We start from the raw sequence: 15,922 nt of genomic DNA, 5'->3' as shown, positions 1-15,922 counted from the left end.
CCCCGCCCCCCCGCCGCTCGAGCAGCACCCACGTCACGCACAGCACGACGGCGGCGGCGAACAGGCCGAGCGTGCGCTCGTCGGTCCACCCCCACGAGTTGCCCTGGCTGATCCCCAGCAGCAGCCCGACCAGCCAGCCGGCCAGCAGCAGCGCGCCGGCGATGTCGGGCCGGCCGCCGCGTCGCTCGCCCGCCTCGACGGTGAACCGCACGACCAGCACCATGGCCAGCCCGGCCATGCCGGCCGAGATCCAGAACACCGGGTGGTGGCTGGTGGTGTGGTCGGCGATGACGCCGGTGACCAGCATGCCCGCGCTGCCGCCGACGCCCATGGTGGCGCTGACGATGCCGATGGCCGACATCACCCGCTCGCGCGGGAAGGTGTCGCGGATGATGCCGATGGCCAGCGGGATGACCGCCGCGGCCGCGCCCTGCAGGGCCCGCCCGGCGATCAGCACGCCGAGGGAGTCGGACAGCGCGCACACCGCCGAGCCGGCCACGAGCAGGCCCATGGTGACGGTGATCATCCGCTTCTTGCCGTACATGTCGCCGAACCGCGACAACAGCGGGGTCGCGACCGCGCCGGCCAGCAGCGTCGCCGTGAACACCCACGAGACGGCGGTGACGGACGTGTCGAAGGTCTGCTGCAGCCGGGGGAGCAGCGGCAGCACCAGCGTCTGCTGGAGCGAGACCACGAGACCGGCCGCGCCCAGCGCCAGCAGCGTGAGCCCCGGGGTCGCGGTGCGGCGGGCCCCGGGGCGCTCGGCGGTGAGGGTGGCGACAGCGTCGGTCATGCGGGCTCCTGCCGTACCGGGGCGGGCGTGTCCTGGGCACGGCGGCGGCGACGTGCTCCGTCAGACTACCCGATTGGTTGCCTGCTGCAACCATATATTCCGGCGGTCAGGGCGACGCGAGCAGCCGGAATCCGATGCCGTCGACGGAGGCCGCGGTGGCCGAGAGCACGGCGACGCCGGTGTCGGCCGCGCGGTCGAGGCCGATCCACGACCGGAACCCGCCGGACGCGCCGTTGTGCCAGGTGACCTCGCGGCCGCGCAGCGTGGTGATGACCCAGCCGGCGCCGATGCGGGTGCCGCCGGCGAACCTCGCGACCGGCTCCAGCGCGGCCGCGCCGGGCGCCGTCCCGTCCAGCAGCGCCTCGAGCAGCCGGGCGAGGTCGCCGATCGACGCGCGCACCCCGCCGGCCGGGCCGAGCGCCGCGTTGGCCCACGGCTCGCGCGGCGCGCCCCGGCGGCTGCGTCCGTCCAGTGCCGTGGGCCGCAGTTCGGACGCGTCGGCCGGCACGTACAGGCCGGTCAGCTCCAGCGGGCCGGCCAGCCGCCGGTCGAGCAGGGTCGCGTACGTCGTGCCGGTTGCGGCGGCGAGGCCGTGCCCGAGCAGCTCGAAGCCGAGGTTGGAGTAGCGCGGCTTGGCGGTGCGGCGGACGCGGACCCCGCGGGCCTGCTCGAGCAGCTCGTCCAGGCTCTCGACGTACGGGTTCGTCCCGTGCCGCCACAGCTGGAGGGTGCGCCGCCACGGCTGGGCGGCGGACGGCAGCCGGGGGAGTCCGGCGCGGTGCGTGCTGAGCGCGTTCAGCCGGGCCCGGGCGACCGGCGCGCCGTCCAGTGGGAGCAGCTCGCCGAGCGTGGTGTCCGGCCGGACCTCGCCGCGCTCCAGGGCGTCGGCGTAGAGCAGGCCGGTCAGTGCCTTCGACACCGACGCGAGCTCGAAGTCCGAGCCGAGACCCGCGCCGTTGGCGGCCGTGCGGATATCGGCTGGGGTGACGACGGCGACCGCCGCGACCGGGTGCCGTGGGCCGAGTTCCTCGGCCAGCCGGAGTCCGAGCCGGGCGTCGCCGTCCACGCGTGGAATCATGCCGTCAACCTAGGTTGACGGCGCCGTGGTTGTCAACCAAGGATGACAGAACGCTACGGGACGGTGAGCAGGTAGTCGTCCGCGTCGTCGTCCCAGCGCAGCTCGATGGTGCCGGTCGTGGCGGCGGCCCGGACGAACTGCAGGAAACTGCGGAACCCGAGCGCCTGCTCGCTGAACCCGGGCCGGGCCCGGCGGAGCTGGTCCTTGAGCCCGGACAGCGCCGCCCGGCCGTGCTTCGCCGTCAGCTCCTGGACCACCGAGCGGAGCAGGTCGAACGCGTCCTGCTGTCCGTCCAGCGCCGGGAGCAGGACCTCGGGGTCGCCCTTGGTGGGGCCGTCGGCCAGCTCGACGACGTGCCGCTCGGCCAGGTGGCGCAGCAGTTCGCCGAAGGCGCGGAAGCCGTGGTCGGCCTCGTTGAAGGTCGGGTCCTTGCGCAGCAGGGTGCGCTTGAGCGTCGACGCCGTCACCGGCCCGCCGGTGCGCTGCAGGCCGGCCACGCTCTGCGCGACGACGACGGCGAGGTCGTCGAGGTCGCGTGGGGGCTCCTCGGCGGGCTCCGGCTCCTGGACCGGGGTGGGTTCGGCGGCCGGCTCCGCCGCGGGCCGGCGGCGTCGGGCGGCGCCGCGGGCCGGCCCCGGCTCCACCCCTTCGAGGTCGTCGTAGTAGAGGAACTCGTCGCACGCCGGCGGCAGCAACGCCGACGTCGAGGCCCGGATGCCGACGCCGATGACGCGCTTGTTCAGCTCGCGCAGCTTGTAGACCAGCGGGGTGAAGTCGCTGTCGCCGGTGCACACCACGAAGGTGGACACGTAGCCGCGGACGAACGCCAGCTCGATCGCGTCGACGGACAACTTGATGTCGGCGGCGTTCTTGCGGGAGGCGCCCATGCGCTGCGGCATCTCGATCAGCTCGACGTGCGAGCGGGTGAGCATGCGCCGGTCCTCGTCGAAGTAGGACCAGTCGGCGTACGCCCGCCGCACGACCACCCGGCCGCGCTCGGCCAGGGCGTCGGCGATCGGGCGCATGTCGAAGGCCAGCCCGCCGAGGTCCTCACGGGCGCCGATGGCGAGATTCTCGTAGTCGAGGAACAGGGCGATGCGATCTTCGTCGTCCACACCGGCAGGTTACGCCCTGCTGCGCTGCGGAGAAGCGGATCTGAAGACGCTGTGAAGATGCCGCTCCGTAGCGTCGGCCGCGACAGCGAACACAGGAGGAACGATGCTGAGGAAGATCACCACCAGCCTGCTCGCCGCGGGCGCGCTGGGTGCCGCCGCTCTCGCGGGCGGCGCACCCGCCGCCGCCACGACGCAGACCGCGCCGGCGCCGTCGCCGGGACCCATCACCGCGAAGGCGTGGCACCACTCCGACTACTACTCGAATGCGAGTGCGTGCTTCTTCACGATGGCGCTGATCCGTGCGGGCGGCACCTACACCATGCCGGGCACCGGGCCGTGCTACCACTCGGCTCAGGGCTACTACTTCCACTACTGGAAGTGACGCCCTAGCGAGCCGGCGCCGCGGAACGTCTCGCGGTACGAGCGCGGCGTGGTGCCGGCGTAGGTCAGGAAGTGCCGGCGCATCGACTCCGTCGACCCGAATCCCGCGTCGTAGGCGATCTGCGTCACCGTCAGCTGGGAGTCCTCGAGCAGGGCGCGGACCCGCTCGACCCGCCGCCGGGCGATCCAGGCGGCCATGCTGTCGCCGGTCTCCTCGCGGAACCGCCGCTCGAGCGTGCGAGGGCTCATGTGCGCCTGGGCCGCGACGTCGCGGAGGCTGAGCGGCTCGGCGAGGTGCTCGTCGAGCCAGGCGAGGACGGGGGTGAGCGGCCCGGACGGGCGCGGCCCCGCCTTGGCGTACTGGGCCTGGCCGCCGGCGCGGTGTGGCGGGCTGACCAGCACGCGGGAGACGTCGTTCGCGTACGACTGGCCGTGGTCCTGGCCGAGGACGTACAGGCACAGGTCGGCCGACGCGAGCATGCCGCCCGACGACAGGACCTGCCCGTCGTCGACGTACAGGGCGTGCTCGACCAGCTCGGTCTCCGGGAACGCCGCGCGGAACTCGTCGGCCAGCGCCCAGTGCGTGGTGACGCGGTGTCCGTCCAGCACACCGGCCTGCCCGAGCACGAACGCGCCGGCGCACAGCGAGACCAGGCGCGCGCCATCATGGGCGGCCCGGGCCACGGCGGCGAGGACGGCCGGATCCTGCGGCGCCCACGGCGCCTCCAGCCCGGGGACGACGACGGTGTCGGCGCCGGTGATCCAGTCGACCGGCTTGAGGTCGCTCATGGTGAACCCGAGCGACGTCGGGGTCGGGGCCAGGCCGCAGACGCCGATCTCGTACGGCGCCTCCGGTTCGTCGCGGATCTTCGCGAACACCGACGGCCGGCGGCCGAACGCCTGCACGGCCACGGCGAGGTCGAGGACGAACGTCCCGCCGAGGACGAGCATGGCCACCCGGTGTCGGCCCACTCCTACCCCCCGTGGCCGGAATCGTGGGAACTCTGGCGTTCAGCGTAGCGCCTGGCCAGCGGGTTTCCCACGATGATCGGGTGATGGAACCGGACACCATCGTGCTCGTGCACGGCTTCTGGGTGACGCCCCGGAGCTGGGAACACTGGATCACCCACTACGAGGCCAAGGGGTACACGGTCATCGCGCCGGGCTACCCGGGCTTCGAGGTCGAGGTCGAGGCGCTGCGCGCGAACCCGCAGATCATCGTCGACGTCACCGTCCCCGCGATCATCGAGAAGCTGGAGGGGATCGTCCGCGAGCTGGACCGTCCGCCGATCATCATGGGCCACTCCGCCGGCGGCGCGTTCACCCAGATCCTGCTCGACCACGGCTTCGGCGCGGCCGGCGTCGCCCTGAACTCCGCGCCGACCGAGGGCGTGCGGGTCGTGCCGTTCTCGCAGGTCAAGTCGACGTTCCCGGTGCTGAAGAGCCCGGCCAACCGGCACAAGGCCGTCGGGCTGACGGCGGAGCAGTGGCGCTACGCGTTCGCCAACACGTTCACCGAGGAGGAGTCGGCCGCGCTGTACGAGCGGTACCACGTCCCGGCCAACGGCGGCATCCTGTGGGGGAGCGTCCTGGCCAACTTCGAGCCCGGCCCGCAGGAGACCTGGGTCGATTACAAGAACGACGGCCGCGCGCCGCTGCTGTTCGTCTCCGGCGGCGAGGACCACCTCATGCCGCCGGCGATCCAGCAGTCGAACCACAAGCACTACAAGTCCGACACGGTCACCGAGATCCGCGAGTACGAGGGCTACGCGCACCTGCTGCCCGCCCAGCAGGGCTGGGAGCAGATCGCCGACGACGTCCTGGCCTGGGCCGTCGAGCACGCGCGCTGACCCTCGCCCCATGATCATCGGCGATCGACCACGCCATGATGTGGTCGATCGCCGATGATCATGGGGGAGGATGGGGCGATGGAGTACACGCGGCTGGGCGGCTCGGGCCTGAAGGTGAGCCGCATCGCGCTCGGCTGCATGAGCTTCGGCGACCCGTCCCGCGGCTACGGCGACTGGGCCCTCGACGACGACGCGGCCGAGCCGATCTTCCGGCAGGCCGTCGACCTCGGCATCACGTTCTGGGACACCGCCAACGTGTACGGCTTCGGGTCGTCCGAGGAGATCGTCGGCCGGGCCGTCCGCCGCTACACCCGCCGCGAGGACGTCGTCCTGGCCACGAAGGTGTTCTTCCCCATGCACGACGGCCCGGGCGGGTCGGGGTTGTCGCGCAAGGCGATCATGGAGCAGATCGACGCGTCGCTGCGCCGGCTCGGCACCGACTATGTGGACCTCTACCAGATCCACCGCCTCGACCCTGACACGCCGGCCGACGAGACGATGGAGGCCCTGCACGACGTCGTCAAGGCGGGCAAGGCGCGCTACCTCGGCGCGTCGTCGATGTGGGCGTGGCAGTTCGCGAAGTTGCAGTACACCGCCGACCTCGGCGGCTGGACCCGGTTCGTGTCCATGCAGAACCAGTACAACCTCATGCAGCGCGAGGACGAGCGCGAGTTGTTCGGCCTGCTCGCCGACCAGGACGTCGGCAGCATCCCGTGGAGCCCGCTGGCCAGGGGGCGGCTGGCCCGGCCGTGGAGCGAGCGGACCGTGCGCGGCGACACCGACGAACTCCTGCGCGAGCGCTACACCGAGGCCGACGACAAGCCGATCGCCGACGCCGTCCAGCAGGTGGCCGCGGCGCGCGGCGTGCCGATGGCGCAGGTGGCGCTGGCGTGGGTGCTGCGCAACCCGGTCGTCAGCGCGCCCATCGTCGGGCCGACGAAGCCGCACCACCTGCCCGACGCGGTGGCGGCCATGAGCCTCGGGCTCACCGACGACGACGTGGCCGCGCTGGAGGCGCCGTACACGCCGCGCCGGCCGACCGGCTTCGCCTGACGCGAGGGTTCCCTGAGTACAGCGTTTACTGTACTGTCCGTCGCATGACCACGGTGACGGCGTCGCACACCGACGCACTGGCGCGGCTCGGCTACGCGCTGTCCGACGGCACGAGGGCGCGCATCCTGCTGGCGCTGCGCACCGCGCCGTCCTTCCCGTCCGATCTGGCCTCCGAACTGGGCGTCTCCAAGCAGGTGATGTCGAATCAACTGGCCTGCCTGCGCGGCTGCGGGCTGGTCCAGGCCGAGCCGGAGGGCCGGCGCACGCGGTACCGGCTGGCCGACGCGCACCTGGCCCGGGCGCTGGGCGAGCTGCTGTCACTGGTGCTGGTCGTCGATCCGGGCTGCTGCGGCCCGGACGGGTGCTCGTGCCGATGAGCGCGGAGACGACGCTGACGCGGCGCGACGTGCTGCGCCGGCGGGTGCGGCTGATCGTCGCGATGACCATCGGCTACAACGTGGTCGAGGCGGTCATCGCGATCTCGGCCGGCACGGCGGCGTCGTCGGCCGCGCTGATCGGGTTCGGCCTGGACTCCGTCGTCGAGGTGGTGTCGGCCGCCGCCATCGCCTGGCAGTTCGCCGGCCGCGACCACGAGGCGCGCGAGCGGACCGCGCTGCGCGTCGTCGCCTTCTCGTTCTTCGCCCTGGCGGCGTACGTGACGTTGGAGGCGGTCCGCGCGCTGGCCGGCGCCGAGGAACCGGACCACAGCACCGTCGGCATCGTGCTCGCGGCGGTGAGCCTGGCGGTCATGCCGGCGCTGTCGTTCGCCGAACGGCGCACCGGGCGCGAGCTGGGCTCGGCCGCCGTCGTCGCCGACTCCAAGCAGACGCTGATCTGCAGCTACCTGTCGGCGGTGCTGCTGGCCGGGCTGGTGCTGAACTCCGCGCTCGGCTGGTGGTGGGCCGACCCGCTGGCCGCGCTGGTCATCGCCGGGTTCGCCGTCCGCGAAGGGGCCGAGGCATGGCGCGGCGACGCCTGCGCGACGTCGGCCGGTGCGCTGCTGCGCGACCCCGAGACCGACGGCTGCGGCCCCGACTGCGACTGCTGCTAGCCGGGCCGGACGCCCAGCACTTCGGCGGGCGGGCGGCCGGTGAGCGTGGCGACGTCGTCGGTGACGGCGGCCCAGCGGCCCAGGCGGATGGACTCCAGCATCGTCGCGTAGGCGTGCGCCCACCAGGATGTCTCGCCGCTGTCCAGCAGCGCCGCCACGTAAGCGCTCGCCGGGACGTCGACGTAGCCGGCGCCGGGCGCGTACGCCGCGACGACGTCGGCGACCGGCAACGAGGCCGGGCCCGTGAGGTCATGGTGCGTGTTCGACGGCGTCCGCACCGCCAGCGCGGCCAGGGCCCGCCCGACGTCGGCCCGCGCGACCAGCGACACCCGCGCGTCGCCGGCCGGCAGCCACACTTCGTCGCCGTGCCGGGCGCCGCGGACCAGCGCGGCGAAGAACTCCGCGAACACCGACGCGCGGGCCAGCGAGTAGCCGCAACCGGCGGCCGCCAGCAGCTCCTCGGTGTGCCCGTTGGTGACGGCGTAGCAGAACGGCGACCCGGCGTCGGCGTCCAACCCGCTCAGCGCGACGACGTGCCCGACCCCGGCGTCCACGGCCGCCCGCACGACGTTCGCGTGGTGCAGCATGACGGTGGCCGCGTGGCCGTCGCTGGACACGAACACCAGCGTGTCGACGCCGGTCAGCGCCGTCCGCAACGACGAGGGGTCGGCATAGTCCGCGACGGCGACGGTGACGCCATGCGGCGGGTCGTACGCGCCGGGCCGGCGCACCAGCGCCACCACCTCGTGCTCGGGCGCCAGCAGCGCGGCCACCTGGCCGCCCAGCCGTCCGCCGGCCCCCGTCACCGCGATCCGCACGCCGCGAGCCTACGGCGTGCCGCCCGCGGTCAGGACGCGGCGCCGAACACCGGCCGCCCGGGCGCGACCTCCTCGTCGTCGGGGACGCCGATGTTCTGGCAGGCGGTGAGCAGCCAGCGGCCGTCCTCCTTGGCCATGATCCACAGCGGCGACCCGACATCCAGCCCGTCGGGCGTCGTGTAGACCTGGCGCAGCTTCACGGCGGCGACGTCGGGGCGGATGAACAGCACGTGCTCCAGCTCGAACCGCATCGACATGCCCCTCATGCCGCCGGGGAGCACCTGCCGGGTGAACGCGGCGATCTCGTCCAGGCCGTAGAGCCGCTTCCCGCCGCCGGTGGTCCAGATGGCGTCGGTGCGGAACAGCGCCAGGAACTCGTCGGGCAACTCGTTGTTCTGCGCGTGCTCGACGACGTCGACGACGCGGCGGATGGCGTCCAGCTCGGCCTCGGCGGCCACGGCCTCGATCTCTGTTGTCATGCCTCCAAGCCTGCTACCTCAACCATAGTTGAGGTCAAGGGCGGCATCACCCGGATCGGGTGGGGCCGGGCCGGGCCGGGGGCGCGACGATCCAGACGGGGGGTGGTCCGGATGACCGAAACGGCGCTGCCGATCATGTCCAGCAAACGGCTGGGGGAGTTACTCGCGTTGTTCAAGGACGCCGATACCGTCGAGCTGAAGCTGAGCGTGCCGGACGTCGACCAACGTTCCGCCGTCACGGCGCTGGGCATGGACCCGCTGGACGCTCAGATCCGGCAGGTGGTGTTCTTCGACACGCCGGACCTCGCGCTGGACCGCGCCGGCGTGGTGGTCCGGGCCCGGCGGGTGCAACGCCGGCCCGGCGACGCGGTGGTGAAGCTGCGCCCGGTGGAGCCGAAAAAGCTGTCGCCGGCGCTGCGGCGGTCGCCGGACTTCGGGGTGGAGGTCGACGCGATGCCGGGCGGCTCGTTCGTGGCGTCCGGACGGCTCAAGGCGCCGGTCGACAACACTCACGTCAGCGACGTGCTGGCCGGGCGGCGGCCGATCCGCAAGTTGTTCACCAAGCAGCAGCGCGACCTGTTCGCGGCGCACGCGCCCGAAGGGGTGGAGCTGGACGACCTGAGCCCGCTCGGGCCGATCCCGATCATGAAGCTCAAGTTCACGCCCGGCGACTACGGCCGCCGGCTGGTCGCCGAGCTGTGGTTGTACCCGGACGGCGGCCGCATCCTCGAACTGTCCACCAAGTGCCTGCCGGGTGAGGCGCTCAACGTGGCCGCGGAGTCGCGGGCCTTCCTCGGCGAGCGCGGCATCGACCTCGGTGGCGTGCAGCAGACGAAGACCCGGACGGCGCTGACGTACTTCTCCGAGCAGCTCACGTCAGGACGGTGAGTCCTCTTCCGGGGCGGCGATGACGGCGGCCGCGGCCGCGGCGCTGACGGCGTGCCGCGCGATGTTGCGGTAGCCCTCGAGCCCGGCCTGCAGCCGCTCGATCATCCGGTCCTCGGCGACGGCGATGATGGCGGACGTGCCGGGCTCGAGGCTGTCGCCGATGGAGCGCAGGTCCGAGTCCTGGAAGCCCTTGTCGCGCACCTTGCCCCAGATGCCGCCGCCGGCCGCGCCGACCGCGGCGGACACGAGCAGGCTCGGCGGGAAGATCAGGCCGACGAGACCGCCTGCGACGGCGCCGCGCTTGGCCCACGTCTTGCCGCTGGGGTCGGTGGTCTCCTGGAACGTCACCTTGCCGTCGGCGCGGCGGACCACGACGGCGGCGTCGATGAGGTCGATGGAGCCCTCGCGGGCCATCGCGCGGAAGTCCTTCAAGGCCTGGCCGGCCTCGTCCTCGGTGCCGAACGCGGCCACGAAGACCTCGACGTTGCTGTCACTCATGATGGGGTCCCTCCCGTATGGGTCTGCTGGCAGGACTGCGCGTCGTCGAACGCCTGCCGGAGTGTGTCGTCGGCCGATGACAGGTAGCCGGCGACGGTGTCGCCGAGCGCGCTGAGCGCCTGCCCGGCCTGGGTGAGCGCGGCCTGCGCGTCGGACAGCGCGCCGGTGATGTCCTCGCCGGTGGTCGCGCCGGACAGGCTCTGGATCGCCTCGCCGGCCGAGTCCAGCCCGGCCCGGACGTCGTCGGCCTCGTCGCCGAGCTCCTGCTGCGCGTTCTCGACCGCCTGGTCGGCGCCCTCCGGGGTGTCGGCGACGGCGTCGGCGAGGTTCTGCGCGCTGGCCTGGACGGCGTCGACCCGGTCGGAGATCTCGTTGCTGAGCTGGTCCAGCGCCTCAGGCGTCAGCGAGTCGACGTTCAGGCCGTCGGTCAGGCCGCGGAGGTCGGCGGACAACTCGTTCCACGCCGAGCAGACGCCGTCGGCCCACCCCTCCTCCGGCGACTCGTCGCTGCTGCAGCCGGCCACCAGCACGATCGCGGCGGCGAGGGCGAGCACGCGGGGTCGCATCGGAGCTCACCCGGTCAGCAATCGCGCCTTGGCCGCGGCGAACTCCTCGTCGGTGAGCACGCCCTGCGCCTTGAGGTCGGCGAGCCGGGCCAGTTGGTCGGCGAGCGAGTCCTCGGCGGGCGCCTCCGGCGCCGGGGCCGGGGCCGGGGCCGGAGGGGCGGGCTGGGGCGCGGGCTGCGCCATCGCCTGCTGCTCGTACTCCTGTTGCTGCCAGCGGCCGGCCTGGCGGCGCGACACCCGGTTCGACACCGCGGTCGCCGTGCCCGCCACGACCGCGGTCCGGGCCATCCCTCGCAGCAGTCCCATCGCGTCCGCCCCCTCAGCCGATGTCGAGGCCGCGCAGCGCGCGGGCCGCCGTCTCGGCCGGGACGCGGGCCTGGTCGGTGACCTCGCCGCCGGCCGCGCGGACCGCGTTCACGAACGGGATCGCCCAGGTGTTCTCGACGACGAGGACGGCGACGGAGTTGCCCGGCGGCAGGCTCTCCGCGACCTCCTCCACGTCCTCGGCATCCAGCAGGCCGCCACCGAGCTGACCGTCCAGGTCGGCGAAGGCGGGTTCCAGGTCGGGCCCGAGCCCGGCCAGCTCGATCGAGCCGACGGTGCCGTCGGCGTCGCGATACACGAACATCAGGTCGACGATCCGGACCAGTCCGTTCACGACGAGATCGCGCATCGCCGGCACGATCTCGCCCTTGAACTGATTGCCCGGGAAGCGCAGCATCAGGATGTCGACCGGTCCCACGTCCACGGTGTCCATGCGGCCCAGCCTTCGCCGCCGCGGCGGCGACCGCCTCACCCGTCGCGGGTGAGGCGACGTCGCGGCCTCAGGGCGTGGCCGGCGGCTCCACGCCGGAGGCGGTGCGGTCCACCTTCTCCGACGCCGCCCCGGAGCGGCACCGCTGTGTGGGGCAGGGTGACACCAGCGCCAATTGTTGGCGCTGGTGTCACCTCCGCCGAACAGCAACCAGCCAGGCGCGGCGGCGCGGCCGGCCAGGTCCCGTCAGTAGGCGGCAGGCCCGGGCGGCGGCGGCTCCGGTCGGCGGCGCCGCGCGGGCCGGCTCGCGCTGCGCGCCACCGACGAGACCAGCGTGCCGATCGCGACCCCGAGCACCAGGTTCAGCCCGGCGGTCGCGACCTCCGCGTCGAGGTCGGCGTTGGACGTGAACGGCGCCACGACGCCGATCACCGTCGCGAGCCCGATCACCCAGGAGAAGAACCGCAGCGGCTGCGGCGTCGTCAGCAGCAGCACGTGCACCAGTGCGGTCGCCGCCAGCGCGGCCAGCGCCGCGCCGGCGGCGTACCAGCCGGTGCCCGCGTCGCCCCACGTGCCCTCGCCCTCCGGCGCCAGGATCGGGATGTCGAACACGCCGCGGATCAGGACGATCCCGACGACCGCGATGAGCGCGCCGATGACGGCGGTGGCGACGCCACCCGCCCACAGGCGACCGGCGTCGACGACAGGTGGTCCGGACCGGCTGGTGGGGTCGCTGGTCATACGGCATGCCTCCTCGGGCTCAGTCGGGCAGCTTGCGCATCTCCACGACCGTCAGCCCCAGGGCGTCCAGCCGGGCGAGCACGCCCCGCAGCGCGGCCCAGTCGCGCACCGGCCCATAGATCGACGTGCCGCCGGCCGGGCCGTCGGCAACATCGAATTCGGGGAACGCCGCCCGGACGGTGTCGGAGACGCGGCCGGTGACGAGGAACTCGTAGCGCATGTGAATGCGCCCCCAGGTTCTCGAGCGGGACACACCCCACCATCGCCCGGCGGAGGGGCGGCACGGCTCACCCGCACCGGGTGAGGGGCGCGCGGGTGCCGCGCAACATCACCTGAGGTGATGGGGTCAAAGCGAGGTCGAGATCGACAATTCGCCGCTACTGTGATGATCGTGGTCGTAGCTGCCCCTCACGCGGGGCGTGCGAGGATCCTGGAACAGAAACTACGGGCTCCTCGGATGCCAGCCGGCGTGGTGTCCCGCACCCGACTGCTCCGTGCCCTGGGGGTCGCGGAGGCGGAGGGTCGCGTGCTCGCGCTGGTCTCGGCCCCGGCCGGCGCGGGGAAGACCATGCTGCTGGCGCAGTGGCGGCAGCGGCTGCGATCGGCCGGCGTCCCGGTCGCCTGGCTGGCCCTCGACGAACACGACGACGACCCGTACGTGCTGTGGTCCGGGCTGCTGCGCGCCTGCGGGCGGGCCGTCCGCGGTGTCGACGCCGCCGCCGAGGTGCGGCTGGCCGCGCTGACCCCGCCGGGCGACGCCGGCAACCGCGGCTTCCTGACCGCGTTCGCCGAGGCCGTCGACGCGCTGCGGCAGCCGCTGTGGGTGCTGCTGGACGACGTCCACGTCATCGCGTCGCCGCGCGGGCTGGCCTGCCTCGCCGGGCTGATCCGCTACCGTCCGGCCGGGCTGCGGCTGGTGCTGGGCAGCCGGTTCGACCCGCCGCTGCCGGTGGCCCGGATGGTCCTGGACGGCCAGGCGACGGAGGTGCGCGCCGCCGACCTCGCGTTCGACCTCGACGAGGCCGACCTCCTGCTGCGCCGCCGGCACCTCGAGCTGGACGAGCCCGACCTCGCGCTGCTGCTGGAGCGGACCGAGGGCTGGGCGGCCGGGCTCAGCCTGGCCGCGCTGTCGCTGGCGTCGCAGGACGACGTCACCAAGTACATCGCCGGGTTCGCCGGCGACGAGCGGCCGCTGGCCGACTACCTCGTCGCGGAGGTGCTCGACGCGCTCTCCGCCGAGACCGTCGACCTGCTGCTGGCCACGGCGGTGGCCGAGACGCTCACCGCCGATCTCGCCAGCCGGCTGTCCGGCCGGGCCGACGCCGGCGCCGTCCTGGCCCGGCTGGCCCGCGACAACGCGCTGGTGGCGCGCGTGGGCCGGGCGCCGACGTCGTACCGGGTGCACGGCCTGCTGCGCAGCTTCCTGCTGGCCGAGGGCAACCGGCGCGACGTCGTGGCGCAGCGGCAGCACCACGTCGAGGCGTCGGGGTGGTTCCTGGACCACGGGCTGCCCGGGCCGGCGATGGACCACGCCGCCGACGGCGCCGACTGGCCGCGCGCCGCGGACCTCGTCGACCGGTACGGGTTGCGGCTGCTGCTGTCCGGCGACGCCACCCGGCTGTCGGCGACGGTGCGGCAGCTGCCCGACGACCTCGTCGCCGAACCGGTGACGGCGCTGGTCGCGGCGCTGGCGGCGCTGCAGGACGGCGCGCTCCCGGTGGCCCGCCGCCACATCGACCTCGTCGGGCGCGACCCGTCCCGGCACCGGTCCGCGCGGCTGCGGCTGCTGCACACCACCGCGCTCATGTACGAGGGGCGGCTGCGCGGCGACCGCGGCCCGGAGCTGGCCGAGTTGCTCGGGCTGAGCGAGGAGCAGGTGCCCGGCGAGCCGGATCTGCTGCTGCTCGCCGCGGTCAACCGGGGAATCCTCCGGATCTGGTTCCGCGAGTACGACGCGGCCGAGGAGGACCTGCGCGAGGCGCTGCGCATGGCCCGCCGCGACGGCCGCGACGCGCTGGCGCTGGAATGCCTGTCCTACCTCGCGGTCGGCGCCGCCGCGCGGGGCGACGCCGAGACCGTCACCCGGCGGGTCACCGAGGCGATCGACTTCGCCGGGCGGCGCGGCTGGTCCGGCACCGGGCGGATGACGCCGGTCTACCTCCTGGCCGCCGGTACGGCGTTCCAGCGGCTGGACCACGACGAGACCCGCCGCTACCTGGCCCTGGCCGGCGCCATCGACGCCGACGTCGAGCCCGAGGTCGAGTTGTCCACCCGGCTGCTGCGGGCCTGCCTGGCCGCGGCCGAGACGCCGAACCGGCACGAGGCGGCCCGGCTGCTGCGCCGCGCCTGGCCGTACGACGACAGCGCGCTGCCGCCGGTGGGTGCCAGCTACTTCTGCCTCACCGAGCTGCAACTGGCGCTGGCGGCGGGCGACCGGGCGGCGGTCGCCGAGGCCCTGACCCGGGCCGAGCGGCTGCTCGACGACACCGGCGACCTGCTCGTGCTGCGGGCGCTGGCGCACGCGCACGACGGGCGCAAGGCGGCGGCCCGGGCGGCGTTGCAGCCGGTGCTGGCCGGGACGGTGCCGTGTCACCTCGTCAGCAACGAGATCACCGGCTGGCTGCTGTCGGCGCACTTCGCTGCCGAACTGGACGAGCCGGCCCGCGCGCACGACGCGCTGCTGCACGCCCTGGACCTCGCCGAGCCGCGGCGGATGTTCCGGGAGTTCGTCGGGGCGTCCGGGCGGGTCCGGTCGCTGCTCATCCACGGGGAAGGGAGGTTCGGCCGGCACGAGGAGTTCGTCCACACCGCCATCGGCCTGTTCGGCGACGACGAGGGTGACGCGCAGCGGGCGACGGTGTCCGGCGAAGCGCTGACGGCGCGTGAGCTGGAACTGCTGCGCGACCTGCCGTCGCTGCTGTCGCTGGAGGAGATCGCCGGGGCGCACGTGCTGAGCGTCAACACCGTCAAGACACATCTCAAGGCGATCTACCGCAAGTTCGACGTCGGCAGCCGTCGTCAGGCCGTCGACCGGGCGAGGGAATTGGGCCTTTTGTAGGGGCCTCACCCGGGGTGGGTGAGGCGGACCCGAGCACAGCTGGGCAGGCTGTGGGCGGGCTGGGGGAACGGGGTGGAGTATGGCCATGCGCAGACGGGGGCTGCGATGAGGTTCCGGCCGGTGGAGGTGCTGATCCTGACCTTTCCCGGCGAGCGGGTCGACCCGCTCGCCGTCGAGGCGCTGCGCGGCGTCGTCGACATGGGGGACGTCACGCTATTGGACATCGTGTTCGCGGCGCGCGAGGCGAACGGCGACCTCCGGGTCGTCGAGTTCGCCGACGGCGCCGACGCGTTCGGCTTCGGCGGGGTGGAGATCGCCGAGGGCGAACTGGTCAACGACGAGGACATCGCCGTCGTCGCCGATGCGCTGCCGCCAGGACATTCGGCGGTGCTCATCGCCTACGAGAACACCTGGGTGCGCCGCGTGTCCGAGGCCGTCCGGGATGCCGGCGGCCAGGTCGCGCTGCACGTCCTGATCCCGTCGGAAGCAGCCGACGACGTGTTGAGGGGGAACTCATGACCGGACGGTTCGATCGGCCCGGATTGCTGGGTGCTGTGACCAGCGCCGCGGTCCTGGACGGGACTCCGCAGGTGATCCGGAACGCGGTGACGCACGCCACCGCCCGGCGGCCGGCGCCAGGCGCCGGGGGAGAGAGCGAAGCGGCCCCGGCCGCGGCCGCCGAGCCGGCCGGGCGGTCAGAGCCGGCCGGGGCGGCCGGGGCGACCGGGTCGAGCGGGTCAGTGGTTCCGGCGCAGCCTGGCCCGGGGGGCCGGACCACCCGGGCCGGCCGGCGGCTGGT

General features: G+C 73.7%; 20 protein-coding genes. 8 read left to right on the top strand and 12 right to left on the bottom strand.

Annotated elements, in window-relative coordinates:
- From ACW62_RS35040 to ACW62_RS03135, 3 genes are all read right to left on the bottom strand, one after another.
- Nucleotides 1-793 (bottom strand): MFS transporter (locus tag ACW62_RS35040; RefSeq protein ID WP_205629111.1); only part of this gene is annotated, 793 nt, incomplete at its 3' end.
- Between the two features lie 106 nt (nt 794-899).
- The gene (locus tag ACW62_RS03140; RefSeq protein ID WP_053202641.1) at nt 900-1,871 is read right to left on the bottom strand and encodes a serine hydrolase domain-containing protein; all 972 of its coding nucleotides are present in this window, start codon (nt 1,869-1,871) and stop codon (nt 900-902) included.
- A gap of 53 nt (nt 1,872-1,924) precedes the next feature.
- A complete protein-coding gene (locus ACW62_RS03135; protein WP_053202640.1) occupies nt 1,925-2,986 on the bottom strand; it encodes a PIN domain-containing protein in 1,062 nt (353 codons plus the stop codon).
- 103 nt (nt 2,987-3,089) lie between these two features.
- On the opposite strand from ACW62_RS03135, the gene ACW62_RS03130 reads away from it, so the two are divergent.
- Nucleotides 3,090-3,368, top strand: coding sequence for a hypothetical protein (locus ACW62_RS03130; protein WP_053202639.1), 279 nt, complete (start codon nt 3,090-3,092; stop codon nt 3,366-3,368).
- Here the strand turns inward: ACW62_RS03130 and ACW62_RS03125 are convergent.
- Nucleotides 3,356-4,318 (bottom strand): GlxA family transcriptional regulator, encoded by a 963-nt coding sequence (locus ACW62_RS03125; RefSeq protein WP_240477244.1) that lies wholly within the window; start codon nt 4,316-4,318, stop codon nt 3,356-3,358. The two genes, ACW62_RS03130 and ACW62_RS03125, sit on opposite strands and share 13 nt — an antisense overlap.
- A 104-nt stretch (nt 4,319-4,422) precedes the next feature.
- On the opposite strand from ACW62_RS03125, the gene ACW62_RS03120 reads away from it, so the two are divergent.
- The 4 genes from ACW62_RS03120 to ACW62_RS03105 all read left to right on the top strand — a co-directional run bounded on the left by ACW62_RS03120 (nt 4,423) and on the right by ACW62_RS03105 (nt 7,321).
- Complete coding sequence (locus ACW62_RS03120) at nt 4,423-5,217, top strand: alpha/beta hydrolase (protein ID WP_053202637.1); 795 nt, start codon at nt 4,423-4,425, stop codon at nt 5,215-5,217.
- A 78-nt stretch (nt 5,218-5,295) separates the two neighbouring features.
- A complete protein-coding gene (locus tag ACW62_RS03115; protein ID WP_053202636.1) occupies nt 5,296-6,270 on the top strand; it encodes an aldo/keto reductase in 975 nt (324 codons plus the stop codon).
- 44 nt (nt 6,271-6,314) lie between these two features.
- Nucleotides 6,315-6,647, top strand: a complete 333-nt coding sequence (locus ACW62_RS03110; protein WP_053202635.1) for an ArsR/SmtB family transcription factor — start codon at nt 6,315-6,317, stop codon at nt 6,645-6,647.
- Nucleotides 6,644-7,321, top strand: coding sequence for a cation efflux transmembrane domain-containing protein (locus ACW62_RS03105; RefSeq protein ID WP_053203099.1), 678 nt, complete (start codon nt 6,644-6,646; stop codon nt 7,319-7,321). The genes ACW62_RS03110 and ACW62_RS03105 overlap by 4 nt, the downstream gene beginning before the upstream one ends.
- On the opposite strand, the gene ACW62_RS03100 is transcribed toward ACW62_RS03105, so the two are convergent.
- On the bottom strand, nt 7,318-8,139 hold the full coding sequence (locus tag ACW62_RS03100) for an NAD(P)H-binding protein (protein ID WP_053202634.1): 822 nt from the start codon (nt 8,137-8,139) through the stop codon (nt 7,318-7,320). The genes ACW62_RS03105 and ACW62_RS03100 overlap by 4 nt on opposite strands.
- A 29-nt stretch (nt 8,140-8,168) precedes the next feature.
- Nucleotides 8,169-8,618, bottom strand: coding sequence for an SgcJ/EcaC family oxidoreductase (locus tag ACW62_RS03095; protein WP_053202633.1), 450 nt, complete (start codon nt 8,616-8,618; stop codon nt 8,169-8,171).
- A 111-nt stretch (nt 8,619-8,729) separates the two neighbouring features.
- Between ACW62_RS03095 and ACW62_RS03090 the strand changes: the two genes are divergently transcribed.
- Nucleotides 8,730-9,506, top strand: coding sequence for an adenylate cyclase (locus ACW62_RS03090; protein WP_157574344.1), 777 nt, complete (start codon nt 8,730-8,732; stop codon nt 9,504-9,506).
- On the opposite strand, the gene ACW62_RS03085 is transcribed toward ACW62_RS03090, so the two are convergent.
- From ACW62_RS03085 to ACW62_RS03060, 6 genes are all read right to left on the bottom strand, one after another.
- Complete coding sequence (locus ACW62_RS03085) at nt 9,495-10,004, bottom strand: DUF1269 domain-containing protein (RefSeq protein WP_053202631.1); 510 nt, start codon at nt 10,002-10,004, stop codon at nt 9,495-9,497. The genes ACW62_RS03090 and ACW62_RS03085 overlap by 12 nt on opposite strands.
- Nucleotides 10,001-10,570: an Mce/MlaD family protein gene (locus ACW62_RS03080; RefSeq protein ID WP_157574342.1), complete on the bottom strand. Its 570-nt coding sequence runs from the start codon at nt 10,568-10,570 to the stop codon at nt 10,001-10,003. The genes ACW62_RS03085 and ACW62_RS03080 overlap by 4 nt, the downstream gene beginning before the upstream one ends.
- A 6-nt stretch (nt 10,571-10,576) precedes the next feature.
- Entirely contained in the window at nt 10,577-10,876 is a 300-nt protein-coding gene (locus ACW62_RS03075; RefSeq protein WP_053202629.1) for an SHOCT domain-containing protein, read from the bottom strand.
- Between the two features lie 13 nt (nt 10,877-10,889).
- Nucleotides 10,890-11,327: a DUF6325 family protein gene (locus ACW62_RS03070; RefSeq protein ID WP_053202628.1), complete on the bottom strand. Its 438-nt coding sequence runs from the start codon at nt 11,325-11,327 to the stop codon at nt 10,890-10,892.
- Between the two features lie 243 nt (nt 11,328-11,570).
- Nucleotides 11,571-12,065 carry a DUF6069 family protein gene (locus ACW62_RS03065; protein ID WP_053202627.1) on the bottom strand — a complete coding sequence of 165 codons (495 nt, stop codon included), beginning with the start codon at nt 12,063-12,065 and terminating at the stop codon, nt 11,571-11,573.
- Nucleotides 12,066-12,084: 19 nt separating this feature from the next.
- On the bottom strand, nt 12,085-12,285 hold the full coding sequence (locus ACW62_RS03060) for a hypothetical protein (protein WP_053202626.1): 201 nt from the start codon (nt 12,283-12,285) through the stop codon (nt 12,085-12,087).
- Nucleotides 12,286-12,591: 306 nt separating this feature from the next.
- Here ACW62_RS03060 and ACW62_RS03055 point away from each other — a divergent pair, with 306 nt between their 5' ends.
- Both ACW62_RS03055 and ACW62_RS03050 read left to right on the top strand, forming a co-directional pair.
- Complete coding sequence (locus ACW62_RS03055) at nt 12,592-15,123, top strand: winged helix-turn-helix domain-containing protein (protein ID WP_240477224.1); 2,532 nt, start codon at nt 12,592-12,594, stop codon at nt 15,121-15,123.
- Nucleotides 15,124-15,243: 120 nt separating this feature from the next.
- Entirely contained in the window at nt 15,244-15,642 is a 399-nt protein-coding gene (locus ACW62_RS03050; protein WP_053202624.1) for a DUF6325 family protein, read from the top strand.
- Nucleotides 15,643-15,922 lie beyond the last annotated feature (280 nt).

The sequence above is a fragment of the Jiangella muralis genome (assembly GCF_001270745.1).
GTDB classification, from domain to species: Bacteria; Actinomycetota; Actinomycetes; order Jiangellales; family Jiangellaceae; genus Jiangella; species Jiangella muralis.
This window is presented reverse-complemented; position numbering and strand designations above follow the sequence as displayed.